This is a genomic window from Methylobacterium bullatum, from assembly GCF_014845095.1.
Lineage (GTDB): Bacteria > Pseudomonadota > Alphaproteobacteria > Rhizobiales > Beijerinckiaceae > Methylobacterium > Methylobacterium bullatum.
In genome coordinates this window covers 1-25,890 of record NZ_NKUG01000050.1, presented here as the reverse complement: position 1 = coordinate 25,890, position 25,890 = coordinate 1, and the positions used below count along the sequence as shown (strand labels likewise).

General features: G+C 66.3%; 20 protein-coding genes and 1 tRNA gene. 9 read left to right on the top strand and 12 right to left on the bottom strand.

All coding sequences use genetic code 11. From position 1 onward, the window contains the following. Positions 1 to 2,716, top strand: a 2,716-nt coding sequence (locus MBTS_RS07535; protein ID WP_244973517.1) for a DUF3772 domain-containing protein, incomplete at its 5' end; no start/stop codon positions are given. A 36-nt stretch (positions 2,717 to 2,752) separates the two neighbouring features. After that, on the top strand, positions 2,753 to 3,250 hold the full coding sequence (locus tag MBTS_RS07530) for a CAP domain-containing protein (protein ID WP_018043047.1): 498 nt from the start codon (positions 2,753 to 2,755) through the stop codon (positions 3,248 to 3,250). A gap of 13 nt (positions 3,251 to 3,263) precedes the next feature. On the opposite strand, the gene MBTS_RS07525 is transcribed toward MBTS_RS07530, so the two are convergent. Both MBTS_RS07525 and MBTS_RS07520 read right to left on the bottom strand, forming a co-directional pair. Continuing rightward, on the bottom strand, positions 3,264 to 4,094 hold the full coding sequence (locus tag MBTS_RS07525) for an OmpA/MotB family protein (protein ID WP_056141408.1): 831 nt from the start codon (positions 4,092 to 4,094) through the stop codon (positions 3,264 to 3,266). Positions 4,095 to 4,115: 21 nt separating this feature from the next. Next, positions 4,116 to 4,889, bottom strand: a complete 774-nt coding sequence (locus tag MBTS_RS07520) for a motility protein A (protein WP_018043049.1) — start codon at positions 4,887 to 4,889, stop codon at positions 4,116 to 4,118. A gap of 278 nt (positions 4,890 to 5,167) precedes the next feature. Here MBTS_RS07520 and MBTS_RS07515 point away from each other — a divergent pair, with 278 nt between their 5' ends. After that, entirely contained in the window at positions 5,168 to 6,949 is a 1,782-nt protein-coding gene (locus MBTS_RS07515) for a glucan ABC transporter ATP-binding protein/ permease (protein ID WP_192215341.1), read from the top strand. A gap of 46 nt (positions 6,950 to 6,995) precedes the next feature. Here the strand turns inward: MBTS_RS07515 and MBTS_RS07510 are convergent, their stop codons facing one another. Both MBTS_RS07510 and MBTS_RS07505 read right to left on the bottom strand, forming a co-directional pair. Next, positions 6,996 to 7,823 (bottom strand): transglutaminase-like domain-containing protein, encoded by an 828-nt coding sequence (locus MBTS_RS07510; RefSeq protein ID WP_056141414.1) that lies wholly within the window; start codon positions 7,821 to 7,823, stop codon positions 6,996 to 6,998. Positions 7,824 to 7,946: 123 nt separating this feature from the next. Further along, the gene (locus MBTS_RS07505) at positions 7,947 to 8,831 is read right to left on the bottom strand and encodes a YihY/virulence factor BrkB family protein (RefSeq protein ID WP_056141417.1); all 885 of its coding nucleotides are present in this window, start codon (positions 8,829 to 8,831) and stop codon (positions 7,947 to 7,949) included. Positions 8,832 to 8,999: 168 nt separating this feature from the next. On the opposite strand from MBTS_RS07505, the gene MBTS_RS07500 reads away from it, so the two are divergent. Together MBTS_RS07500 and MBTS_RS07495 are read left to right on the top strand one after the other, a co-directional pair. Further along, positions 9,000 to 9,899, top strand: a complete 900-nt coding sequence (locus MBTS_RS07500) for a DMT family transporter (protein WP_147832154.1) — start codon at positions 9,000 to 9,002, stop codon at positions 9,897 to 9,899. 190 nt (positions 9,900 to 10,089) lie between these two features. Then, positions 10,090 to 11,772 (top strand): acyl-CoA dehydrogenase family protein, encoded by a 1,683-nt coding sequence (locus MBTS_RS07495; protein WP_018043054.1) that lies wholly within the window; start codon positions 10,090 to 10,092, stop codon positions 11,770 to 11,772. A 146-nt stretch (positions 11,773 to 11,918) separates the two neighbouring features. Here the strand turns inward: MBTS_RS07495 and MBTS_RS07490 are convergent, their stop codons facing one another. The 3 genes from MBTS_RS07490 to MBTS_RS07480 form a co-directional block, all read right to left on the bottom strand. Continuing rightward, positions 11,919 to 15,080 (bottom strand): multidrug efflux RND transporter permease subunit, encoded by a 3,162-nt coding sequence (locus MBTS_RS07490; protein ID WP_147832156.1) that lies wholly within the window; start codon positions 15,078 to 15,080, stop codon positions 11,919 to 11,921. 3 nt (positions 15,081 to 15,083) lie between these two features. Further along, a complete protein-coding gene (locus MBTS_RS07485) occupies positions 15,084 to 16,265 on the bottom strand; it encodes an efflux RND transporter periplasmic adaptor subunit (protein WP_018043056.1) in 1,182 nt (393 codons plus the stop codon). 350 nt (positions 16,266 to 16,615) lie between these two features. Further along, on the bottom strand, positions 16,616 to 16,918 hold the full coding sequence (locus MBTS_RS07480; RefSeq protein WP_056141439.1) for a hypothetical protein: 303 nt from the start codon (positions 16,916 to 16,918) through the stop codon (positions 16,616 to 16,618). 414 nt (positions 16,919 to 17,332) lie between these two features. On the opposite strand from MBTS_RS07480, the gene MBTS_RS07475 reads away from it, so the two are divergent. Both MBTS_RS07475 and MBTS_RS07470 read left to right on the top strand, forming a co-directional pair. Further along, on the top strand, positions 17,333 to 17,869 hold the full coding sequence (locus tag MBTS_RS07475; RefSeq protein ID WP_081739709.1) for a L,D-transpeptidase: 537 nt from the start codon (positions 17,333 to 17,335) through the stop codon (positions 17,867 to 17,869). A 61-nt stretch (positions 17,870 to 17,930) separates the two neighbouring features. Then, entirely contained in the window at positions 17,931 to 18,734 is an 804-nt protein-coding gene (locus MBTS_RS07470) for a TSUP family transporter (RefSeq protein ID WP_373321312.1), read from the top strand. A 7-nt stretch (positions 18,735 to 18,741) separates the two neighbouring features. Here MBTS_RS07470 and MBTS_RS07465 read toward each other — a convergent pair whose 3' ends face one another. Further along, a complete protein-coding gene (locus MBTS_RS07465; protein ID WP_056141443.1) occupies positions 18,742 to 19,788 on the bottom strand; it encodes a MaoC family dehydratase in 1,047 nt (348 codons plus the stop codon). Positions 19,789 to 19,838: 50 nt separating this feature from the next. Beyond that, positions 19,839 to 20,141, bottom strand: coding sequence for a YggT family protein (locus MBTS_RS07460; RefSeq protein ID WP_018043061.1), 303 nt, complete (start codon positions 20,139 to 20,141; stop codon positions 19,839 to 19,841). Between the two features lie 112 nt (positions 20,142 to 20,253). On the opposite strand from MBTS_RS07460, the gene MBTS_RS07455 reads away from it, so the two are divergent. After that, positions 20,254 to 20,329: transfer RNA gene (locus MBTS_RS07455), tRNA-Ala, on the top strand. 180 nt (positions 20,330 to 20,509) lie between these two features. On the opposite strand, the gene MBTS_RS07450 is transcribed toward MBTS_RS07455, so the two are convergent. Next, positions 20,510 to 21,052 (bottom strand): sigma-70 family RNA polymerase sigma factor, encoded by a 543-nt coding sequence (locus tag MBTS_RS07450; RefSeq protein WP_018043062.1) that lies wholly within the window; start codon positions 21,050 to 21,052, stop codon positions 20,510 to 20,512. A gap of 538 nt (positions 21,053 to 21,590) precedes the next feature. Here MBTS_RS07450 and MBTS_RS07445 point away from each other — a divergent pair. Continuing rightward, positions 21,591 to 22,664 carry a GNAT family N-acetyltransferase gene (locus MBTS_RS07445; protein WP_192215340.1) on the top strand — a complete coding sequence of 358 codons (1,074 nt, stop codon included), beginning with the start codon at positions 21,591 to 21,593 and terminating at the stop codon, positions 22,662 to 22,664. A gap of 9 nt (positions 22,665 to 22,673) precedes the next feature. Here MBTS_RS07445 and atzF read toward each other — a convergent pair whose 3' ends face one another. Beyond that, the gene (atzF, locus tag MBTS_RS07440) at positions 22,674 to 24,473 is read right to left on the bottom strand and encodes an allophanate hydrolase (protein WP_147832164.1); all 1,800 of its coding nucleotides are present in this window, start codon (positions 24,471 to 24,473) and stop codon (positions 22,674 to 22,676) included. Between the two features lie 22 nt (positions 24,474 to 24,495). Then, a partial coding sequence (locus MBTS_RS07435; protein WP_244973516.1) for a carboxyltransferase domain-containing protein occupies positions 24,496 to 25,890 on the bottom strand: 1,395 nt, incomplete at its 5' end.

Below are 25,890 nucleotides of genomic sequence, written 5' to 3'. Positions count from 1 at the left end.
TAACCCCCCGCACACGGCCTGTTTCGGTGCTGGCGGCTTCGAGGCCGGAGCGGGGGCTGAAACTGCGGGTGGGTCGGCGTCGGGCGGCGGCTTTACCGGCTCCGTCTGCGCGGGGGCGGCGGGCGCCGCCCCCGCGCAGACGGAGCCGGTAAAGCCGCCGCCCGCCGCCGTCCCACCCGCTGTTACAGCCCCCGCTCCGGCCGCGAAGCCGCCAGCACCGAAACAGGCGGTGTCGGAGGCGATCAAGAATGTCCGCGACCGGCTCGACGAAGCCAAGGCCAATCTCGACGAGCGCGAGAAGCTTCTCGCAGGCCGCAACGTCGATCCCGCCAACCTGCTGAAAGCACGCGACGGCCTCGACGCCATCGCAGACCGAATCCGTCAAATCATCGATGCCACCACCCCGCGCCTCGAAGCCGCCCGCGAGCGCCTGACGCAGCTCGGGCCGAAGCCGAAGGAAGGCGAGGAGGGCGAGGACGTCGCCAAGGAGCGGGTCGAGCGCGAACATGCGGTCGCGGAGATCGACGAGACACAACGGCTGGCGAAATCGCTCCTCGTGCAGAGCGACCAGATCATTGACCAGATCACCAACAAGCGGAGGGCGGCTTTCACCCGCGGCCTGTTCGAGCGCTCGTCGGCACTGGTGAATCCCGACCTTTGGATGCGTATCGCCGACGATGTCCCGCGCGACATACGGGCTCTGCAAGCCGCCGTCACCGACATCGCCGGCCTGTTCGGCCGCAACGGATCGATCTGGAATCTCCTCCTGCTCGGGGTAGCTCTGGGCATCTCCGTGGCGCTGTATTTCGGACGCCGGAACATCGCCCCGCGCCTCGGGCGGCGCAGCCAGAGCGTGGTCGATCCGACTCAGCGCATGAAGCTGATGGCGGCCTGGCGCGTCTTCCTCCTCGGCACCGTGCCGGCGGTGGTGGGAAGCTACGCCGTCTATTACGCTCTCGATTCCACGGACCTGCTGCCGCAGCGACTCATGCCGGTGGCCGGCGCCATCCTCGGCGGCCTCGCCTTCATCGCCTTCGTCGAAGCCCTGTGCGATGCGCTACTGTCGCCGGAAAAGCCGTCCTGGCGCCCGGCACCGCTCAGCGATTCGACCGCGTCGCGGCTGACGCGGCTCGCCGTCGGCATCGCCACGGTGATCACCGTGGTGAAGTCCATCGAGGCGCTCAATTCCGGCATCTACGCCGCCCTGTCGATCTCCATCGCCACCCGTGGCATCGGCGCCCTCGCCACCATCCTGATCCTCGCCATCGGCCTGCATCGCTTCGCCGACACGGCGGACAAGGAGGAGGCGTGTTTCGGTCCCTACGTCGCGCCGGAATCCACCACCACGATCGGCGGACCGGCGCGTCTCCTCGGATGGGCAGCCGTCATCGTCATCGGCATCGCGCCCCTCGTCGGCTATGTCGCCTTCGCCGCCTTCCTCATCGACCAGTTGGTCTGGACGGCGTGCCTGATCGCGTTACTCTACCTCCTGATCTCCAGCGCCGACACATTCATCGGCGGTACGCTCAAGGACGAGACCCGCTTCGCCACAGCGCTTCAGGCCAATACCGGTCTGCGTAAGCGCTCGATCAACCAGATCGCCGTTCTGTCGACCGGGCTCGCCCGGGTCGTTCTGATCCTGGTGGCCGCCCTGCTGGCGCTCGCGCCCTGGGGACTCGATTCCACCGATGTCTTTACCTCCGTGCGCAGCGCCTTCTTCGGCTTCAAAGTTGGAGACGTGACGATCTCGCTCTCTACCATCGCGTATGCGGTGGGGCTGCTTGTCATCGGCGTCGTCATCACGCGCGCGGTCCAGCGCTGGCTGGAACAGACCTACCTGCCGGCCACCGACCTCGACGCCGGTTTGCGCAACTCCATCTCCACCATCACCGGCTATTGCGGATTCCTGATCGCCCTGGCGCTGGCCTTCTCCTATCTGGGCTTGAGCCTCGAAAAGCTGACCATCGTCGCCGGTGCGCTCTCGGTCGGTATCGGTTTCGGCCTTCAATCCATCGTCAACAACTTCGTCTCGGGCCTGCTGCTGCTGTGGGAGCGACCGATTCGCGTCGGCGATCAGGTGCTCATCGGCGACAGCGAGGGCATCGTGAAGCGCATCTCGGTGCGCTCCACCGAGATCCAGACCTTTGATCGTTCGGCGGTGATCGTGCCGAACTCGAACCTCATCTCGGGTATCGTGAAGAACCGGGTTCGTGGCGACCGCACCGGCCGCGTCACCATCACCGTCAACGTCCTGCGCAACCAGGATCCGGTCCGTGCCGCCGAGATGCTGGTGGCCTGCGCCTCTGCCCATCCGGACGTGCTGAAGGAGCCGGCGCCGCGAGTGGTGTTCCGCAAGATCGGCGATCCCTTCCTCGAATTCGAACTGATCGCGATGATCGTCGATGTCAGCATGGGCCTGAAGGTCACGAGCGACCTGAACTTTTCCGTGTTTCAAGCCTTGTCCGGCGCAGGGTTCATCCCGGCTCTCGGCCCCGGATCGAGCGTCGTCACCGTCCAGGGTCTGGAGCCGGTCCAGACCGCGCTCGGGCAGATCGCCGGCGTGTTCGCGCAAAACCGGAGCCAGGATCGGCCGGCTCAGGCGGAAGAGGTCGATGACCGGCAGGTCAGCCCTTCCGCGAACGAGGAAGCCGAGCCGATGCGCTCGGCAACGCCCCGTGAACCGAACCGGCGTAGGAGCCCTGCGGAGGTGTCGTAGACCGACACGATCGACGATGAAGGCGGGGCCAGAACGATGACGATGGGATTCCGGGTTTTCGGCCTCGCGCTTCTGGGCGGTCTGGCGCTATCCGGCTGCGCCAAGGAAGCACCGACCACCGGTGCGCTCCCGAGCCTGTACTGGCCGATGACCACCTCCGGCGCATCGGTCGATACGGCGACCGCGCGTGACATGATCTCGGCCTATCGTGCGCGAAGCGGCGGTGCCCCACTACGGATCGACCCGGACCTGCAGCGTCTGGCTGAAGCCGAGGCGGCGGCGATGGCGGCCGCCGACAAGCCGAGCCAAGCCCAGACTGTTAAGGTCGCGGTGCAGCGGCTCGGCTATGCGGGCGCGCAGGCCAATCTTTCCGCCGGCTACCACACCTTGGCGGAGGCCTTCTCGGGATGGCGCGACAGCCCCGCCCATAACGCCGTCATGCTGGCCCCTCGGGCGACACGCATGGGCATCGCCACGGCCTATGCACCCAATTCGAAATACAAGGTCTATTGGGCGCTGCTGGTCGCCGAGTGATCCCGCGCTCTTCTCAGGGCAGCTTCATCGAGCGCGGCGTCGGTGCCTGCTCGCCCATGAGCGTCACCGTCACGCGCCGGTTCGAGGACAGGTACGGGTTGTCCGGAAAGAGCGGCTCGGTATCCGCCTTGCCGGAGACCGAAGCGAAGCGATCGTCGGGCACGCCGGCGCTGGCGAGGATTTCCCGCACGCTGATGGCGCGACCGGCCGAGAGCTCCCAGGGCGGGGCAGGGGGGCGCGTTCCGGGCCGGTCCGTGGCGGTATAGCCCGTGACGGTGATACGGTTGGGCAGCTTTCGAATGACGGGGGCGAGTTTCTCAAGAAGGCGCCGGGTCCGATCGTTCGGGCGGCTCGACCCGTGTGGGAACATCGTGCTGCCGTCCTGATCCACAAGCGAGAGATCGACGCCCTTCTGCGTCGGATTGACGATGATGTTCTTCGAGAGTTCCGAGATCTCGGGCATGTCCTGCATCGCCTGACGCAGACTGGCGGCGGCAAGGCCGAACGCTTCCGGATAGCCGCTGTCCTGAATCCCTTCCGGGGCATTCGAGTCGTTATCCGGCGGCTTTGGCCGATCGGTGGCTTGTTCCGGCGCGATATCGCTGCGGTTCTTGATATTCCCCGGCGTTGGCAGGCCGTTCACCTCGATGATGCCGGAAAAGCGCGATTCCTTGTTGACGCCAAACGCATCGCGCATGGAGCCGGCCACGGCCTGCATCTTCTTCTGGTCCTGGGTGGAATAGGCTGCGATCATCACGAAGAAGCTCATGAGCAGCGCCATGAGATCGGCGAAGGTCACGAACCATCCGTGACCGCCATGGCCTCCGCGCTTCTTCCTGGCCACGGCCGATTACCCCTCTTCCCGCTAGGCTGCTTCCGCCGCGAGGTCGTCGCGGTGGTTGTGCGGCAGATAAGCGACCAGCATCTCGCGCACGAGGGACGAGCTCTTCGAGTCGCGGATGAGCAGGATGCCGTCGATGATGAGGGAGCGTGAGACGTCCTCCTCCTCCAGCTTCACGTGCAGCTTGTCGGCGAGCGGGAGCGCGATCATGTTGGAAATCAGCGCGCCGTAGAGAGTCGCGAGCAGCGCGGTCGCCATGGCGGGGCCGAGCTTGGAGGGGTCCGACATGTTGGCGAACATCGTCACCATGCCGAGAATGGTGCCGATCATGCCCCAGGCGGGGGCGCAGTCCCCGAAAGCGCGGTAGATCTTCGAGCCCTCGTCGAGATGCATGAGGAAGTTGTCGCGGTCGCGCTCCATCGTGTCGCGGATGAACTCGCGGTCGTAGCCGTCGGCGATGTAGCGGGCGCCCTGAGCCAGGAAGGGATCGGAGATCTCCATATTCTCCAGCGCCATCGGGCCGGATTTCCGCACGACATCGGCGATCTTGGTGATCTCCTCGATGAGTTCGCGCGGTCTGATCGCCCGCATGGTGAAGGCGTAGCGCATGCCCATCGGCAGGCCATGCATCATCGTGGCGAACGGAAAACGGATCATCGTGGCCGCGGTGGAACCGCCGAAGATGACGATGACCGCGTGCTTGTCGAAAAAGGCGGCGAAGTTGCCGCCATCGATCATGATCAGGGTGAAGACGACACCGAAGCCGCCGAGAAGCCCGATACCGGTTGCGAGATCCATGGTGAACCCTGGTCGGCTTACCCAGCACCGCGGAACAGCATCCGAGCGGAAAGCGACTTGGCCAGAGTTAGGCGGACGCGCTGAACGAACCGTAAAGGATAACGGTCCGCCCGGCGCATTCCTGTCATTCGCCGTTCAGGGTGGCCTTGCGATAAGCCGAGCACGCCGAATGGCTTGCGATCTCCGATGAATGGGGGCCGGGTCGAAGGCGAAGGGTTGAGGGCGAAGGTTCCGGCAAAAGGGACCGCGCCGTGATTGGCATCGGAGCACACGTCGTCATGCCGTTGGTTCGTCTCTATGCGCGCGTCATGGGCCTACTGGGCGCCGATCGGCGCTTGGCAGCCCTACTCGCTGTCGCCAATGTGGCCCTCGCGGTCGCGGCTTTCGCCGAGCCGCTGCTCATGGGGCGAATCATCGATCAGCTGACGCATCTGACGAGCGACGGTAACGCCTTCTCGACACTGGCGCCGCTCATCGGCGCATGGGTCGCCTTCGGCCTGTTCACCATCGCGGCTGGCGTCACCATCGCACTGCATGCGGACCGGCTGGCCCATCGCAATCGTCTCGCCTCGATGGCGAATTACTTCGAGCATGTGCTGGAACTGCCCCTGGCCTTCCATTCCTCGAACCATTCCGGCCGCGTCCTGAAGGCGATGCTGGAAGGATCGAACGGCATGTTCTGGCTCTGGCTCGGCTTCTTCCGCGATCATTTCGTCGCCGTCGTGTCCCTGGCCGTCCTCCTGCCGATGACCCTGTTCGTGAACTGGCAGCTCGGCTCGATCCTGGTCGTACTGGTGACGATGTTCACCGTGCTCACCACCTTCGTCATGCGCCGCACCGAGATGCTGCAGGGCCGGGTCGAGGCCTACCAGTCGGGCCTTGCCGCCCATGCCTCCGACGCCCTCGGCAACGTGGCCGTCATCCAGTCCTTCACCCGCGCCAAGGCGGAGAAGGAGGCCATGCACGGCATCATTCGCAACCTGCTCGCGGCCCAGATCCCGGTCCTGTCGTGGTGGGCGCTCGCCAATGTCGCGACCCGCGCCGCCGCCACCCTGACCATGACGGCCATCTTCATCACGGGTATCGCCCTGCATCAGCACGGCATGGCCTCGATCGGCGAAGTGGTGGCCTTCATGAGCCTTGCCACCATGCTCGTCGCCCGTCTCGATCAGGTCGCCACCTGCATCAACGGCCTGTTCCAGCAGATGCCCAAGATCGCCGAGTATTTCGAGATCTTGGACACGACCCCGGCCGTCCACGATCGTCCCGGCGCCATGCAGGTGGCCCGTTTCGAGGGCGAGGTCTCCTTCGATCAGGTCGGCTTCTCCTACACCCCGCGCCGCCAGGCCGTGGAGAGTGTCTCCTTCACGGCGCAGGCCGGGCAAACCATCGCCCTCGTCGGAACCACCGGCTCGGGTAAGTCGACCACACTGGGTCTGCTGCACCGTGCGTTCGACCCGGATACCGGCGCGATCCGTATCGACGGTACCGACATCCGCGATATCGGCCTCGCCTCCCTGCGCCACAACATCGGCGTGGTGTTCCAGGAGCCGATGCTGTTCGCCCGCTCGATCCGCGAGAATCTCCAAGTCGGCCGTCCCGATGCCACCGATGCGGAGATGCTCGACGCCCTCGACCGCGCCCAGGCGACGGAGTTCATGGATCGCCAGTTCGACGGTCTCGACACGATCATCGGCGAGCGCGGCCGCTCGCTCTCCGGCGGCGAACGTCAGCGCCTCTCCATTGCCCGCGCGTTGCTCAAGAACCCGCCGGTGCTGATCCTCGACGAGGCGACGTCGGCTCTCGATGCGACCACAGAGCGCAAGTTGCAGGGTGCCCTCGAGGCCGTGATGGAAGGCCGGACCACCTTCGTCATCGCCCACCGTCTGGCGACGATTCGCAACGCCGACCGCATCCTCGTCTTCCACGAGGGCCGGATCGTCGAATCGGGAACCTTCGAGGAACTCGTCGCGGAGAACGGCCGCTTCGCCGACCTCGCCCGGGCGCAGTTCATGGCCGGTGCGGACGCCTCCGAGCCCGCCCTCGCACTCGCGGCCTAAGATGAACGCCCCTCCCCCGGAGTCGGGGAGGGGGCCACTCCGGGAACTATCCGACGGAGGTCTCGATCTCCGCCTCTTCCTCAGCCCAGACCCGGAACTTCGTCAGCACGTTCGATCCAAACGTATGGGTCAATGGAACATCCGCCGCATCGCGCCCCCGGGCGACGAGGATGCGGCCCCGACGAGGAGCGTTGTTCCGCGGGTCGAAGACATGCCACGCGCCGCCGAGATAGACTTCGGTCCAGGCGGCGAAATCCCCGGGCGCATGCGGCTCTGGTTCGCCGATGAAACTGAGATAGCCGGTGCAATAACGCGTCGGCATGTTGAGGCCACGGCAGAACGCTACGAACAGGTGAGCATAGTCGCGACAGACCCCGCGCCCGACGGCGAGGGCATCTGCAGCGGTGCGGTCTACGTTCGAATAGCCGTAGCCGAAGCTGATATGGCCGTGGACCCAATCGCAGACCGCCTGAGCGCGGGCCCATCCAGGCGGGACATCGCCGAACAGGCGCCACGCTTCGTTCGAGAGCAGATCGGATTCGCAGTAGCGGCTCGCCACCAGGAAGGGCAGGGCCTCCAGAGGCAGATCCTCGATGGGATGCTGGATCGCGTGCGGCACGACCGGATCGAGATCGCCGTCATCATCGAGCCAGCCCTCCACCGACAGGGTCACCGCCCCCGCCGGTGCCACGAGGCGGCAGCACCGGTTGCCGAAATCGTCGATGAACACTTCGTGCGGCGTCTCGGGGCCGATGGCCAGACGGTCCGGCTCGGTCGAGCGCGCGAACCGGCTCGGATGCGCCGTCAACCGGACGATCATCGGAGTAGGATAGGCGAAGTCATAGCCCATCTCGCAGCCGAACCTGATGCGCATTACCCTTGAACCTCCGACCGACCATCGCGCCAGCCCTGCCGCCCTCATGCCCGCGCGAGACCGTTCGGCATAGGCCGCGAAGGTCACAGGTGGATGTCGGCATGCCGGCGGCGGCACCCTGCTTCAGTGCCGGCGCGCCTCGGCCTGTCTCGCCAGCATCCGGGCCTGGAGCCGCTGGCGTCGTGCTGCAATGACGGTGCCATTGATTTCGCCACCGAACAGGAACATCGCGGCGAGCCAGTAGAGAAAAACCAGAAAGACCATCGCGGTCGCCAATCCGCCATAGGTGGAGGCGTAAGCGGTGGAGAATCGGTCGAGGTAGAAGCCGAACCCGAGGCCGGCCAGGAACCAAAGCACCAGCGTCACCACGACGCCGGGCAGCACCGAGAGGATCGGACGGCGGCCAGCCGCCACGAATTTGTGGGCGATGACGAGAACCGCCGCGAGAAGAAAGGCGGTGATGCCGATGCGGCCGAGGGCGACAGTGAGGCTCAACGGCTCGAGCCCCGGCGCCACGTCGATGACCCTGCGCCAGATCAGCGGCCCCAGGACAACCAGCAGGGCGAAGGCGAGCATGGCGAAGGCGCCGCAGACGACATAGCCGATCGATTCGAGGCGGGTGAGCCACCATGGCCTGGTCTCGCGCAGGCCATAGGCACGGTTGAGCCCCACCCTCAGGCTTTCGACACCCGAGGACGAGAAGTAGAGGGCAAGGAGAGCACCGATGGTGAGCACGCCGCCGCGCTGCTCGGTGAGCACCCGGTGAACCTCCCCGGCAATGGGTTTGGCCACCTCGCGAGGCCACGCATCGAAAATGAGGATGCCGGCTTCGTCGGCGAGCGACTTGGTGCCAAGGAGGCCGGCCAAAGCCGCGAGCAGGATCAGGAAGGGAAACAGCGAGGTCAGGATCGAGAGAGCGATATGGCTCGCGATCGCCCAGCCGTCATGTGAGACGAAGCGCTGGGCGGCGAGGCTGGCGATGTTGGCGCTGTTGCGGAGACGGCTCACGGCAGGTGGGGCGCTTCTCGTGATCTGTGGGGCTCGACGATACAGACTGTCTAAACGCGAGGCCGGGCGACGGCGCAACGTCCGGGTCGGTCGTCAGGTCGATGCAGTACCGCCCGTTACCGGTGCGGCTTGTGTTCAGCGGTTCGGTGTGTTGCCTGCGCCACCGTCATGTCAGTCGATACGCCGGCTTCCCCAACCCGCACCTTGCCCGCTCCCGTGGTCTCGTCGGTCTTCGTCCTGATCTGGGCGTCGGGCTTCGTCGCCGCACGTTTCGTGGCGCCCCATGCGGAGGCCTTCACCTTCGTCGCCGTCCGGCTCGTCGGCGTCGCCATCGTTCTGGGCGTCATCACCTTCGGCCTCGGCGCGAGGTGGCCTCGCAGCCGCGCGGGATGGCGCGATGCCCTGGTGGCCGGCGTGCTGATGCAGGGCATCTACGTCATCGGCGTATTCTGGTCGGTGGAGCGTGGTCTGCCATCGGGCATCGCTGCCCTGGTCGGCAGTCTCCAGCCCCTTCTGACGGCAGCGATGGCGCGACCGTTCCTCGGCGAGGTCGTCAGCCCGCGTCGCTGGGCCGGGATCGCCACGGGCTTTGCCGGTGCGCTTCTCGTGCTCGCCCCGAAGATCGGTGCGGCGGACGCGTCCGGCATCCCGGCGTTGCCTCTCGTTGCCTGCCTCGGGGCCATGGTGGCGATGACCATCGGCACTTTGTGGCAGAAAAGCCATGCGGGGCAGGCCGAATTGCTGCCGAATGCGGCGATCCAGTTCGTCGGGGCCGCGTTCCTTGCCGTGCCGGCGGCGCTTCTGTTCGGCACCGGCCGTTTCGACGCGTCCCTGCCGCTCTGGGGCGGACTGGCGTGGTCGATCCTGGTGAATTCGGTGGCGGGTATCCTGCTTCTTCTCGCCCTGATCCGGCGCGGCGAGGTGGCCGGCGTCGCCTCCCTGCTCTTCCTGGTCCCTCCGGTCTCGGCGGCAATGGCCTATCTCCTGTTCGGCGAGACACTGGCCCCGATTCAGATGGCCGGCATGGCGGTGGCCACGATTGGGGTCGCGGTCGCCAGCCGAAGATGAGTTTTTCTTTGATTCGTCTCTCAATAAAATTCAGATCTCATGGCTTTGCCGAGCAGAACCAGGCTTTTCACGGCAAGAAATAATGAATTCAGGTGGGATAGTGCCGCGCTGCGGCGAGACGCCTCTACAGACTTGGCAAACCTGCCTATAATGAGCGCCAACCCTCATTCTGATTTGAGAGATTCGAACCATGTCCGCTTCCCCGGCCATCTCCACCGAACCGCAGGATCTGCTGACACTGGCCCAGGGCGCCGGCGAAGCCGCCAAGGCCCTCGTCGCCGAGGCGACCCGCCGAGTTCGCGCGAAGGTCCTCTCCGCCGAGGGCAAGATCTCGCCTGAGAAGCTCGAGGCCGAGCAGCATGCGGCCCACGGCCTCGCCTGGCTCGCCACCTATGCCGAGGGCGTGCGGGAGCTCGGCGCCTATGCGGCGCGCCTGACCGAAACCGGTGAGTTCGGGGAGACGGAGGCGCTCCTCGTGAAGATCGGTATCGGAGAATATCTCGACCAGATGTTCTCCGGCATTCCCATGAGCCAGGGCGAGATCGTGCGTCCGACCGGCTCGCTGGGGTTGTCCGCCCGCGAGGTCATGAAGTTCCGGACGGATGCCGTCGAGAGCATGATCGCCGAGGGCAACACGCCTGAGAACCGCGCCGCACTCGTGGCACGCATCCGCGATAACGGCGGCTCTGCCACTATCGGCAAATCCGGTCTCGACGAGGACATGGAAGCGATCCGTTCGGAGATGCGCCGCTTCGGTCTCGCCGAAGTCGTGCCGCACGCCCATGAGTGGCACAGCCAGAACGCCTACATCCCCATGGAGATCGTCACCAAGATGGCCGAGCTCGGCGTCTTCGGCCTCACGATTCCGGAGGAATACGGCGGCATGGGCTTGCCGAAGATCTCCATGTGCGTGGTCTCGGAGGAACTCTCCCGCGCCTATATCGGCGTCGGGTCGCTGGGCACACGCTCGGAGATTGCCGCCGAACTGATCCTGTGTGGCGGCACCGAGGAGCAGAAGCATCGCTTCCTTCCGGGCATCGCCTCGGGCGACACGCTCCCTACCGCCGTGTTCACCGAGCCGAATACCGGCTCCGACCTCGCGTCCCTCCGGACCAAGGCCGTGAAGGACGGCGACGTCTGGAAGATCTCGGGCAACAAGACCTGGATCACGCATCCGGTCCGCGCCGACATCATGACCTGCCTCGTGCGCACCAAGCCCGAGGAAAAGGGTCACCGGGGTCTGTCGCTCCTCGTTGCTGAAAAGCCGCGCGGCACCGATGCGGATCCCTTCCCGGTGGCCGGCCTGTCCGGCGGCGAGATCCACGTGCTCGGCTATCGCGGCATGAAGGAATACGAGCTCGCCTTCGACAATTTCGAAGTGCCGGCGGCCAACCTCCTCGGCGAAGTCGAAGGCAAGGGCTTCACCCAGCTCATGCAGACCTTCGAATCCGCCCGCATCCAGACGGCGGCCCGCGCCATCGGCGTGGCGCAGAACGCCCTCGACCTCGGCCTGCGCTACGCCGAGGATCGGGTGCAGTTCGGCAAGGCACTGATCAACTTCCCCCGCGTCGCCGACAAGATCGCCATGATGGCGGTGGAGATCAACATCGCGCGCCAGCTCACCTACTTCTCCGCCCGCGAGAAGGATGAGGGCAAGCGCTGTGATCTCGAGGCCGGCATGGCCAAGTTGCTCGGCGCCCGCGTCGCCTGGGCGGCAGCGGACAATGCCCTCCAGATCCATGGCGGCAACGGCTTCGCGCTGGAGTACGCGGTGAGCCGTGTGCTCTGCGATGCGCGCATCCTCTCAATCTTCGAGGGTGCCGCGGAGATCCAGGCCCAGGTCATCGCCCGCCGCCTGCTCGAGACTGCCTGAGCCTTCCGTTAAGAGGCGGCGACCGGGCAGTCAGCCCGGCCGCCAAGTGAGTATCTCAAGAAAAAAGGCCTGGAACCGGGTTCTCCCCGGCTCCAGGCCTTTTTCGTGTCGAGGCTCCTCTCCCGGTATGAGAAGAAGAACCGATCCTACTCCGCCGGAGCGTGATGGCTCGACGGAATCGAACCCGTCTCGGCCGCTTTCGGCTCGTGCTCGACCGGCTTCGTCCTGAACAGGCGCATGACGAAGACGAAGAAGACCGGCACGAAGAGAACTGCCAGGATCGTGGCGGAAATCATGCCGCCGAGCACGCCTGTACCGATGGCCTGCTGGCTCTTCGAAGCCGCGCCCGAGGCGATAGCCAGGGGCACCACACCGAAGATGAAGGCCAGGGAGGTCATCACGATCGGCCGGAAGCGGAGCGTGGAGGCTTCGATGGTCGCATCGACCAGGGACTTGCCCGGCCGCCACAGGTCCTTGGCGAACTCCACGATCAGGATCGCGTTCTTGGCCGAGAGGCCGATGATCGTGATGAGCCCGATCTTGAAGTAGACGTCGTTGGGCATGCCCCTCAGGTAGACCGCCGCCACCGAACCGATGACGCCGAGCGGGATCACCAGTAGCACCGAGAACGGGATCGACCAGCTCTCGTAAAGGGCGGCGAGGCACAGGAACACGATCAGGATCGACAGGGCCAGCAGCAGCGTCGCCTGACTGCCGGCCTGCTTCTCCTGCAGCGACTGGCCAGTCCAAATGTAGCCGAAGCCCTTGGGCAACTGCTGCATCAGACGCTCCATCTCGGCGATCGCATCGCCGGAGGTGTAGCCCGCTGCCGGCTCGCCGGTGATGCGCACCGACTGGTAGCCGTTGAAGCCGATGATCTGCGCCGGCCCGACACTCCATTTGAGATCGGCGAAGGACGACATCGGCACCATCGCGCCCTGGCTGTTCTTCACCCCGTAATTCAGCAGGTCGGCCGCCTTGAGGCGCTGGCTGTCCTCGGCTTGCACGATCACGCGCTGCATCTTGCCCCGGTTCGGGAAGTCGTTGGTATAGACCGAACCGAGATTGACCTGGATCGTGTTGTTGATCTCCTCGAAGTCGACGCCCAGGGCCGCCGCCTTCTCGCGATCAATGACGAGTTCCGCTTGCGGTGCCGGAGGTAACCCCTCGACATAAACCTTCTGCAGGATCGGGCTTTTCTTCGCGAGGGAGAGCAGTTGCTCCTGTGCAGCCATCAGGGCCGAGTAGCCCTTCTGGGCACGATCCTGAAGGCGGAAACTGAAGCCCGAAGCGTTGCCGAGGTTGTCGATCGGCGGCGGCTCAAGCGCCTGGATCACGGCGTCCTTATAGGTGCCGAGCGCCTTGTTGGTCCCCTCCACCAAGGCAGCCGCCGAGTTGGCCGCATCGCGCTCACCCCAGGGCTTCAGCGTCACGAAGGCCTGGCTCGTCACCTGGCCCTGACCGGAGAACGAGAAGCCGTTGACCACCGTCACCGTGGCGACGCCGGACTGGGCCATCAGGTGCTCCTCCACCGCCTTCACGGCGTTGAGGGTGCGGTTGAAGGACGAGCCGGGAGGAGTCTGGATATCGACCGTGAAGAAGCCCTGGTCCTCCACCGGAAGGAAGCCTTCCGGCATCCGCACGAAGGCGAAGGCGAGTCCGATGACGAGGGCGAGGTAGACTATCATCACCCGGCCCGAGCGCTTGATCATCCCTGCCACGCCGCGGCCGTACCGCGCGGTCTCGCGGTCGACGATCCGGTTGAACCAGCCGAACACGCCGCCCTTGGAATGGCCGTGGCCCTTCTCGATGGGCTTGAGCAGGGTGGCGCAGAGAGCCGGCGTCAGCGTCAGGGCGAGAAGCGCCGAGAAGCCGATGGACGTCACCATGGCAATGGAGAACTGACGGTAGATGATGCCCACCGAGCCGGGGAAGAACGCCATCGGGATGAAGACGGCGATCAGCACCAGGGTGATGCCGATGATGGCGCCGGTGATCTGGCTCATCGCCTTTCGGGTCGCCTCCTTCGGAGACAGCCCTTCCTCGTTCATGATGCGCTCGACATTCTCGACGACCACGATGGCGTCGTCGACGAGGATGCCAATGGCCAGCACCATGCCGAACATCGTCAGCACGTTCACCGAAAAGCCGGCGAGTAACATCACCGTGCAGGTCCCCATGAGGGCAATCGGAACGACGATGGTCGGGATCAGGGTGTAACGGATGTTCTGGAGGAACAGGAACATCACCACGAAGACGAGGATGACGGCCTCTACCAGCGTCATCAGCACCTTCTTGATCGAGGCCTCGACGGCGGGCGTGATGTCGTAGGGGATGTCCCATTGCACGTTGGACGGGAAGAACTGCGACAGCTCCTCCATCTTCGCGCGGATGGCGGAGGCGGTCTCGAGGGCGTTGCCGTCCGGCGCCAGGGTCACCGAGATGCCCGCCGCTTCACCGCCGTTCAGGCGGGTGGTGAACTTATAGTCTTCACCGCCGAGCTCGATCCGGGCGATGTCGCGCAGGCGCACATTCGACCCGTCCGGGTTGGCTCGCAGGACGATGGCGCCGAACTCCTCAGGCGCCGTCATCTGACCCTTGACTATGATGGGAAAGTTAACGGTGTTCGAGGCCGGGCTCGGCATGGCGCCGACGGCGCCCGATGCGATCTGGACGTTCTGGTTGGTGATCGCCTTCGAGACGTCGGACGCGTTCAGGGACAGGCCGCGTAGTTTGTCGGAATCGATCCAGATGCGGAGACTGCGCTCGGTGGAGTAGAGCGTTGCGCGACCCACACCGGGGATACGGCGGATCTCGTTGATGACGTTGCGGATGAGGAAGTCGCCCAGCGCAATCTCGTCCATCGACTTGTCGGGCGAGATCAGGGTGATGATGTTCAGTGTCGCGGCTGAGGCTTCCTCAACCAGCGTGCCCTGCTGGCGTACCTCGGCCGGCAGGCGCGCCTCGACGCGCTTGAGGCGGTTCTGAACCTCGACGCCCGCGAGACTTGAATCCGTGCCCGGCTGAAACTGCGCCGTGATTTCGATGACACCGAACGCATCGCTCGCGGATTCGAAACTGAGGATGTTGGCCGCGCCGTTGAGCTCATCCTCGATGAGGCGGGTGGTGCCGGTATAGAGGTTCTCGACCGACGCTCCGGGATAGGAGGTGGAGAGGGCGATCGAGGGCGGAGCGATGACGGGATACTGCGCCACCGGCAGGCTCGGAATCGACAAGATCCCGCCGAGGCAGATGAAAAGCGCAACGACCCATGCGAAGATCGGGCGATCGATGAAGAAGCGGGCCATGGTTCAGCGCACCTGAGCGGAAGCGGGCTGCGCGGCGGCCGACTTGTCGTCGAGATCGGTATCGTAGGGTTTGGCCTCCGCCTGGGCAGCCACCTTCATCTCGACGGTCTTGACCGACGAACCGACCGATATCTTCTGGACGCCCTCCACGACGACGCGGTCGCCGGACTTGAGCCCGTCGCGAATGACCCACTGGGAATCGACGACGGGTCCGACCTCCACAGGCTGGAGCATCACCTTGTCATCCTTGCCGACCACCCAGACCTCGGCCTTGCCGTCATTGGTGCGCTGGATCGCCTGCTGAGGCACCGCGATGGCATCGACGTCGATGCCCTGCTTGATGCGGGCGCGGACATACATGCCCGGGAACAGCTCGTCATGCGGGTTCGGGAAGAGCACGCGCAGGGTGACCTGTCCGGTACTCGGATCGGCGGTGACATCGGAGAACAGCACCTTGCCGGCCGAGCCGTAGAGAGAACCGTCATCCATAATCAGATGCGCGTTGGCGGTGTCGTTGGACAGGCGCGAGAGTTCGCCGCTGGCGAGGTCCCTGCGGAGCTTGTTCAGCTCGCCGACGGACTGGGTGATGTCCACGTAGATCGGATCGAGTTGCTGGATCGTGGCGAGGTTGGCGGTGGCCCCCTGTTCCACCAACGTACCCTCGGTGAGAAGGGCGCGGCCGATCCGGCCGGAGATCGGGGCGCGGACGTCGGTATAGTTGAGGTTCAGCTTGGCCCGGTCGCGGGCGGCTTTGGCGCCGGCGACTTCGGCCTGGGCCTGTTTCAGGCCGGCATAGGCGCTATCGTACTGCGCCTGGCTCGCGGTCTGGCGGGACAGGAGCTGCTCGAGTCGGTCGGCCTGCTGGCCGGCGAGAACCTGGGCGGCCTCCGTGCGGGCGAGCGCTGCCTCTGCGCTGGCGAGTTCCGCCTCGAACGGGGCGGGATCGATCTTGTAGAGGATGTCGCCTTCCTTGACCAAGCTGCCCTGTTCGAACGTGCGCTTGACCACGAGACCGGAGACGCGGGAACGCACTTCGGCGATGCGCAGGGGCGCGACGCGGCCGGGGAGGTCGCGGAGATAAGGGATCGGCTGCTCGCGGACGGTGACGATGCTCACTTCGGCGGGTGGGCTCGGAACCGGAGCCGCGGCCTGCTGCTTCTGATTGCAGGCGGACAGGGCGACCATGACGGAGGCAGCAGCCAGGGAGGCCGGCCAGACACGTCGGGTACGGAGGGCAGTAGACGTCACGATGATTTCGCTCCTGTGCGATACGCGGTCGATCGCAACCCGCCCGGCGGATTGGCAGCTCTGACACTCAAGTCCCGGGCGAAGATCCGCGAAGCGACTTCGGCACCGTGGCAATCGCTGGGCCACGCGAGGCGGCCATGGCGTCATTGGGCATGCGTCGGCCGACTAGGGGCCGACCACACACATCACGGCTTCAGAAATCGTTCACAATCTTGGCGATCGCGCGACGCGAGCCGGTAAAAGGACGATCTACGCGGCCGGGTGGTCAAAACGCCGCGGCCAAGCTCTCACGCCGTCGTCCTGGGAGGGCGGTAGAGCGGTGCATCCGCGCTGATCCCGAGCGACAGGGCGGAACGACCTCGCAAGGCCGGCTCCAAGGCTTCACCGAGGAGCCGCGATCCAGATAGGGAGGACGGCGTCACAGCGTCGTCGATCTCCAGATGCGATGCGGAACCAGTCGAAGGCGCTTCGCCCTGGCTCGTGAAACCATCGGGCCACTGGCTCGAGACCGGCGCCCCGACGCCACCGGCCCACAACCCTTGCGGGAGGCTCGACAGCACCATCACGAGCAGGGAGAGCAACACCAGCATGGTCGACAGCGCCGAGCGCAGACGGACGACCGCCTGCCCTTTCGGGGCGGTCGAAGCGAAGCATCCTGCCTCCAGAGGGGCAGCGGCGGAACTGGTCGGCGATGAGGTCACGAAACTGAGGGTGGTGCGAAAGTTCCCGCAACGCAATAACCTGCGACATTCTGTCAAACAGTCGAATGGCAGTTCGAATCACAGCCGTTGCTCCAATCCCACAGCATATTCCGTTCGCATCGCAGCGGGTTGACCGTCCTTAACCATCCGGCCAAGTCTGCCGGCCCGATCATCTGAAGTCCGGCTCATCGAGGCTGGACCTCGCCGGAATGGGAGACGGGGTGCAACGCGCCGCCTGTCCAGGTCCGGACGGAGACGATTACAATGGGCACGCGCTCCCTTTTCGCCGCCACGGTTCTCGCGATGGGCATGGGCTTCGCCACGTGCGGCGGCGCCAGCGCCGGCAACCCGTTCGACAGCGGGCCGATCGCCGACTTCATGAACATTTTCAAGGAGCAGGCGATCCCGCGCGAGACGATTGCGTGGAAGGGGGCGGAGAAGCCCGGCACCATCGTGGTTTCGACGAGTCAGCGGCGGCTCTACTATGTGCTCGGCGGTGGCCAGGCTGTGCGCTACGGGGTCGGGGTGGGCCGTCAGGGCTTCTCCTGGTCCGGCCAGAAGTCGGTGACGATGAAGAAGGAATGGCCGGCTTGGCGCCCTCCGGCGCAGATGCTGGCGCGGCGGCCCGACCTGCCTCGCTTCATGGCCGGCGGCCAGGACAACCCCCTTGGCGCACGGGCGATGTATCTCGGCTCCTCGCTCTACCGTATCCACGGCTCCAACGAGCCGGAGACCATGGGCGCCGCCGTCTCGTCGGGCTGCATCCGCATGACCAACAAGGATGTGGTCGACCTCTACGACCGGGTGAAGGTCGGCACGAAGGTGATCGTGCGCAACTAAAAGAACCATCCGCCTCCCGCCGGCATTCGGTCGGTCGCGACCGGACGGAGGAGAGAACGGAATGATCTTGGGTGTCGACATCAGCCTCGTCGCGAGCCTGTTCGCGGTGGCCGTGGCGGCCGGGTGTGTCGATGCCATCGCGGGCGGCGGCGGCCTCATCACGGTGCCGGCCCTGCTCCTCTCCGGACTCGATCCGGTGAGCGCCATCGCCACCAACAAGCTTCAGGGCAGTGCGGGGGCCGTCTCATCGACCATCGCTTTCGCGCGGCGGGGCCACATCCATTGGCCGGCGGCCTGGAAGATCGCGCTTGCCGCCGGTCTTGCCTCGATCGGCGGTGCGCTCTGCGTTAGCTTACTGCCGCGCCCCGTCCTCGACGCGGCCGTTCCTGTGCTGCTGATCGGGATCGCGTTCTATTTCGCTTTCGCCCGGCGGATGAGCAGCGAGGACGCGGCGGCGCGGATGCGGCCCGGCCTGTTCGCGCTCACTTGGGCGCCCGCCGTCGGCTTCTACGACGGTGTGTTCGGCCCGGGCGCCGGCGCGTTCTACATGATCGGGTTCGTGACGCTCCTCGGCCTCGGCGTGGTGCGCGCCACCGCCCATACCAAGCTCGCCAATGCCGCCAGCAACCTCGGCAGCCTCGCTCTGTTCGCGGCCTCGGGCCATGTGGTCTGGACCATCGGCATCGCCATGGCCTTCGGAGCCTTCATCGGGGCCCAGATCGGCTCGATCCTGGCGATCCGCCTCGGTGCGAAGCTGATCCGGCCGCTGCTGGTCACCATCGCCTGCGCGATGGCGATCCGGTTGCTGTCGAACCCCGAGAACCCGCTGCGGCAAACCGTGATGGGCCTGTTCGCCGGGAGTTGAGCACGCGTCAGCGCGGCATGAAGGCCCAGTAATCCAAGTCGAGGATCACGGCGGGGTCGTAGCCGTCGCCGGTCTTGTCCGGATGGGCGCCGCAGGGCTGGTTCTTGGTAGCCACGGTACGCAGGCGCAGGGCGCCGATATCGGAACGGCCGGGAAGCTCTGCGGCTTCAAGCACTTCACTCCAGGCATAGACCGTATCACCGGCAAAGAGCGGCGCCACGTGGCGACCGGCATTGATGCCGGCCAGCGCGAAGGCGTTGCCGAGGCCGTTGAAGCTCAGCGCGCGGGCCAGCGAGATCACCACGCCGCCATAGATCAGGCGACGGCCGAACCGGGTATCCTTGGCGGCGAAGCCGTCGAAATGCACCTTGGCGGTGTTCTGGTAGAGGCGCGTGGCGATCTGGTGCTCGGCCTCCTCGACGGTCATGCCATCGACATGGTCGATCTTCTCGCCGACCACGTAGTCGCCGAACCGGTGCGGAGAGCCGGCAAGGTCGAGATCGTAGGCGCCGACGTTCAGCGGCGGCAGGGCGCCGGCGAGATCGGCCGGGTCGACAACCTTGGCGAAGGTCGGGACGTGCTCCTGCTCGATCTTCGCTTCCGGATCGCGCTTCTTGACCAGCACCCAGCGGCAATAGCTCAGAACCGTCTCGCCGTTGGCGTCGGACCCGGTGGAGCGGACGTAGACCACGCCGGTCTGGCGGTTCGAGCTTTCCTTGAGGCCGATCACCTCGGAGACCGTGGACAGGGTCTCGCCGGGATAGACCGGCCGGCGGAAGCCGCCCTCGGCGTAGCCGAGATTGGCGAGTGCGTTCAAGGAGATGTCCGGCACCGTCTTGCCGAACACGACGTGGAAGGTGAGGAGGTCGTCGAGCGGGCTCTGCGGGTAGCCGATCGCCTTGGCGAAAGCATCCGAGGACTGCACCGCGAAGCGTGGCCCGTAGAGCGAGGTATAGAGCGCGACGTCACCGCTCGTCACCGTGCGCGGCGTGGCATGGCGGATGGTCTCGCCGAGTCGGTAATCCTCGAAGAATCGGCCGGGATTGGTCTTCATCTCTTGGTCGTCCCTCGGAGTGTTTCTTGTGCCTTCAGCGCGGCGCGGCCTCAGCCGCCATAGACGACGGTCTGGGGCGGAATGACCTCGTGCAGGAGGCGGCTCACGAAGAGCAGCAGGAGCACGAGGACGATCGGCGACAGGTCGATGCCGCCGAGATTGGGCAGGATGCTGCGGATCGGGCGAAGGACCGGCTCGGTCAGCCGATACAGCACCTCGCCGATCTGGGAGACGATCGGGTTGCGCACGTTGACCACGTTGAAGGCCACGAGCCAGCTCAGCACGGCGCTGGCGATGAGCACATAGATGAAGAGCTGCACGACGGTGTCGAAGAGCCAGAGAAGAGCATACATGCGCGGTCTGATGTCCTCGTTCGCCCCGCCTTGTCAGGCTCGGGTCTAACGTCGGGAATTCCGGAATTGACAGGTCGAGGTACGCGCGCCTACAAGGCCGGCACCTCGGAACGGGGCTGTAGCTCAGATGGGAGAGCGCCGCAATCGCACTGCGGAGGTCAGCGGTTCGATCCCGCTCAGCTCCACCAGGTTTCTTTCAAGTCCCTGGTGAACAACGATCTTGTGACGATCGTGGCGCGCGTCATCGCCACCGCCACGAGACGGTGCTTTCGAGCGCCATCGGACGTCGCTTCGAGCGCCATCCGACCCCCTTTCCCTGAAAGCGTCCCCTGCCGGATGGCGGTGGTCCGTACCGGTGCGAGACCTGCTCAGGACGCCGCGGATCGGCACAGGGCCGTGCCGTCGCGGATCATGAAATTCACCAGCGTCGGGGAGACGCCGTTCTCGCGGGCGAGGACGGTCTGCGGCACGCCGTCGATCCTGTGGGCGAGGAAGACCCGGCGGGTGCGCTCCGACGTCGTCTCCAGTGCGGCCAGGGCGGCCTTCAGGGCCTGGCATTGTTCGAGACGATCCTGAGGGCAGGCGCAGGGAGCGGCGACGGCCTCGGCCAGTTCGTCCGGCACGAAGCGGCAGCGCTCGCGCAAGGTCCGGCGCGCCCAGTCGATGGCGGCGTTCCGCACCATCCGCCGCAGGTAAGGCACCGGCGCCTCGATGCGGCGGCCCTGCCGCAGGTCGGCGGCCGGCTCCTCGCAAAGCTTGAGCACCACCTCCTGCACCACGTCCTCGGCCGCCGAGCGATCGTGCAGGATCTGCGTCGCGTAGGCGACCAGGCCCGATTGTTCGGCGACGAGAACGGCCAGGAGCGGAGCGTCGATGTCGCGGCGCGTCTCGTGCGTATGACGTTGTCCCATGGACGACCTTCTTCGAATGTGCAGGCCAGGACGAAACCGGGCGAAGCCACCCCGCCGCGCCAAACAGCCGGGCAAGTGCCACCCCCACCTCAGATAACGAGGCTAAAGTGGGAAATTTCGCAGACTTACAAGGGCGCTTTTGTCAGAAAATATTTGAATTAGAAGTCTTCTAAACTCGTATCGGATAGTCGAGAATCATGGTTTGGTGGAGATTTAGGCTCGCTGGGAAGGACTTATGCTGCCGGAAGACACCGCACCCGCCCGAATCGCGGCTTTGCATGGCCGCGGATCATCCATTGCATGAGCGGCGACATCTTCGGATCGTGATCGGTTGTATCGAGAATACCTTACCCGCAACGCGTTAGATAGGCCGTGTGAGGTGAGGACGCGGACCGGACGGTGCCGGGTCGTCCGGCCGCGCCGCGCGCGATCAGCGGGAGTTTCGTGCGCGCCACTAAATTTACCGCGCCGCCGGTCGTCCTCTCCCAAAAGGGCGTCCCGCTTCGCGGATGCCTGTTCCAGCCAACGACGAGACGCGATGCTTCGGACGACAGCACCCTTTCGATGCGGCGAAGCGACGGGCCGTCCCCTGGACGTCTATCGCGACGGCGACCGGCTCAGCGTCGTGGCGGAGGGCCGGGTGGGTCTGCGCCTGCGCCTGCAGGGGGGAACCGGCCCGCATCTCTCCATCGAGGAGCCGGTGAGACCCGATCCGCAAGACGTCCTCGCCGGTGTCACGGCGGCCTTCGAGACGGTCTCGGCGACCCATCCCGAGGCCGGGTGGATCGGGCTCGATCCCGCGAGTTTCGCCAGCCTCGCCGATCCCCTGATGGAACGCGGCCTCGCCGTGCGGGAGGGAGACGGCCTCGGCGTCGATCCGACGATGCTGTGGCAGCGGCCCGAGCCCTGGCTCGCCAACCTGGCAGCGCGCGATTTTCCGGCGCGGCCGGTGATGAGCGGCGGCAAGCGCCATCCGCAACGGCCGCCGAAGCCCAAGGGCGTGATCTATTCCCGCTTCACCCCCTGGCTCGGACAGGCCGTGGCGTTCCGCGCCGCCACAATCGACGACGTCGATACCCTGCATCGCTGGTTCAACGATCCGGTGGTCGATGCCGCCTGGGGCGAGGCCGGCGGGCGCGACAAGCACGAGGCCTATCTCGCGGGCCTCATCGCCGACCCGCACATGATCCCGCTGATCGGAACGATCGGCGGAGAGGCCTTCGGCTATTTCGAGATCTACTGGGCCAAGGAGAACCGCCTCGCCCCGTTCTACGACGTGCAGGATTACGATCGCGGCTGGCATGTCCTGATCGGCGAGAGCCGGTTTCGCGGCAAGGCCTACATCTCGGCCTGGCTACCCTCGCTGATGCACGCGCTCTTCCTCGACGACCCGCGCACGGAGCGGATCGTCGGCGAGCCCAAGGCGGACCATGTCCAGCAATTGCGCAACCTGGAGCGGTCGGGCTTCGCGCGGATCAAGACCTTCGATTTCCCGCACAAGCGCGCGGCCCTGGTGATGCTCCTGCGCGAGCGCTTCTTTGGCGAGCGGCTGTGGTCGCCGGGGGGCGGGATTCCCGCTTCGCCGGAGGCCGGATCGCAGCCCGCGCCCTGACGGGACGCTTCAGCGGGAGGCGAGATAGGCGCGCCAGCCGCCGTGGATTGTGATGTCCTCGGCGCCCGCCACCGCATGGGCCTCGCACAGGAACCCGGAGACGTCCGAGCCGTCCTCCAGGGTGAGCTTGCCGATGCCGAGGGGGGCGGGGATCGCGGCGGTGAAGCGGCCGAAGCCCGCCGGGGGCAGTGCCCAGATCTCGACCTCCAGCCCGCCGCCGGCAAAGCCCGGCTCGTGGACCAGGCCGGGCTTGGCCGGCCGGGTGCCGGGCAGGGCGTAGAGGCGGTACGCGCCCGAGGTCCGCGCCGCCCGCACCTTCCTGCCGCCGAGATCGGTGAGCTGGTGGTTGAGAGGCAGGCCCGTGAGATGGGCGCCCACCACCGCGATGGCGATCTCGTCCGCCTCCGGGGCCGGCACCCGGCTCGCCTCGGGCGGAACCGCGTCGCGCGCGATCCCCATTCCGCACTCCGCCGCGCGGTGGAGCGCGTCGGCCCAGTGGCCCAAAGCCTCGTCGCTGAAGCCGGGGCCGACGAGCGTCACGCCGCCGGGCAATCCATCGGCGCCGAAGCCTCCGGGCACCGCGATCGCGGCGAGGCCGAGAAGGTTGGCGAAGTTGGTGTAATGCCCGAAATGGCTGTTGAGGCGGATCGGGTCGGCCAGCATCTCTTCCACCGTGTAGGTGGTGGGCGAGGTCGGCAGGAGCAGGATGTCGACCTCCGCCCAGGTCGCCTCGGTGCGCCGCCGCAGGGCCTCGAACGCGTAGCGGCCCTCGAACGCATCGACGGCGCTGTAGTCCTTGGCGGACTCGACGATGCTCCTCACGCTCGGGTCGAGGGCGTCGGCGTTCCCGGCGAAGAACCCGGCGATGGCGGCCAGGCGCTCGGCGACCCACGGCCCGTTATAGAGCAGGGTCGCGATCTCGCGGAACGGCGCGTAATCGAACGGCACCGCCACGGCGCCCAGCGCTTCGAGGCGGGCGATGGCCGCATCGTAGAGCGCCTCGCGCTCGGCATCGCCGTAGAACTCGCGCTCGGCCGGGGTCGGGACGCCGAAGCGCAGGCCCCGGGCGGGGAGGGAATGCGGCACCGCCCGCCGCGAGAACGGATCGGCGGCGTCGAGCCCCTCCGCAACGCGGCGGATCGCGAGACCGTCGCCCACGGTCGCCGCGAAGATGCTGATGCAGTCGAGGCTGCGGCAGGCGGGGACGAGACCCGTCGTGCTGAACAGGCCCGGCGTCGGCTTGATCCCCACGAGGTTGTTGAACATCGCCGGCACGCGGCCGGAGCCGGCCGTGTCGGTGCCCAACGAAAAGCTCGCGAGCCCCGCCGCCACGGCGACGGCAGAGCCGGAGCTCGACCCGCCCGAGACATGGGCGGCACTGAACACGCTGCGCGGCGCGCCGTAGGGCGAGCGGGTGCCGTTGAGGCCGGTGGCGAACTGGTCGAGATTGGTCTTGCCCGTGCAGAACGCACCCGCCGCCTTGAGGCGCGCCACCACCTCGGCATCCGCTTTCGCATCGTAGGCGAAGGCCGGGCAGGCCGCCGTCGTCGGCAGGCCGGCGACGTCGATATTGTCCTTCACCGCGAAGGGCACGCCCCAGAGCGGCAACGAGTTCGGCTCGGGGTGGCGCGCCATCAGGTCCCGCGCCGCGCTCACCAACGCTTCCCGGTCGAGGGCGGTGATGAAGATGGCGGGGTCCGTCGACGCCTCCATCCTTTCGGCGACGGCCTCAGCAACGGTGACGGGGGTGGCACGGCCCGACGCGTAAAGGGCGCGCAGGGTCGACAGGTCGAGGATGGTCGGCAGCATGTCGGTCGGCTCTCTCACCTGCTCAGATCTCTTGGAGGATGGCGACGAGATCGCCGCCGCGCAGGGTGCGGCCCGGCTTCACCCGGACCTCACGCACGATTCCCGCCACCGGGGCGGACACGGCGATCTCCATCTTCATCGATTCGAGGATCGCCACCGTCTCGCCGGCCGCGACGCTCTGGCCTTCCTCGACCAGCACCTTCCAGACATTGCCCGGCACGGTGGTCGGCACACCAACAAGACCGGCCGGCACCGCGTCCTCCTCGCCCACGGGCGCACCCTCGTCGGCGACGAAACTGTCGAGCCCCTCATCCTGCCAGCGCTGCCGCTCGGTCTCGAAGGCGGTCTGCTGGCGCAGCTTGGCCTGCGTGATCTCGACGGCGTTGCGGGCGAGCTCGGCCCGGTGCTCGGCATAGGAGAACGTGCCCTCCTCAATGGTCAGCGGGTAGGCCCCGTGCGGGAAGGCGGCGCGCGCCTCCATCAGCTCGTCGTGGCTCACGGGGAAGAAGCGGATGCGGTCGAACGGGCGCAGCAGCCAGGGATGACCGGGGACGAATTCCTTCGTCATCCGCCAGGTGTTCCAGATCTGGATGGTGCGGCCGAAGAGCTGGTACCCGCCCGGCCCCTCCATGCCGTAGATGCACATATAGGCGCCGCCGATGCCCACCGCGTTCTCCGGCGTCCAGGTACGGGCGGGGTTGTACTTGGTGGTGACGAGGCGGTGGCGCGGGTCCACTGGTGTCGCCACCGGCGCGCCGAGATAGACGTCCCCCAGTCCCATCACGAGATAGCTCGCATCGAAGATGATGCGTTTTACGTCAGCTTCCGACTCCAACCCGTTGATGCGGCGGATGAACTCGATGTTCGAGGGGCACCAGGGCGCGTTGGGGCGCACAAGCTCCTGGTACTTGCGCATGGCGAGTTCGGCCTGGGGGTCGTTCCAGGACAGGGGCAGATGGACCACGCGGCTCGGCACCGTCACGTCCTCGACGGCGGGCAGGGCGGCCTCGATCTCGCGCAACTGCCCGAGGAGACGGGATCGCGGCAGCGTGGTGCCGTCGTAATGGATCTGGAGCGAGCGGATACCCGGCGTCAGGTCGATGAGACCGGGCAACCGCGCCTCGGCCACCGCTTCGGCCAGGAGGTGGACCCGCAGGCGGATGCCGATATCGAGGGCCATCGGCCCGTATTCGACCAGCAGGTTGTCGTCGCCCTGGCGGCGGTAGACCACCGGCACGGGGCCGGAGGAGTCGGTGGCGAGGATAGGCGAGCCGGCGCGATCTTTCCCTCCCCCCAATCCAACGACCTCATCCTGAGGTGCCGCGCAAGCGGCCTCGAAGGAGGCCTCCAGGGGGCGCGGCGTTCTCTGGAGCCCTCCTTCGAGGCCTCCGCTACGCTCCGGCGCCTCAGGATGAGG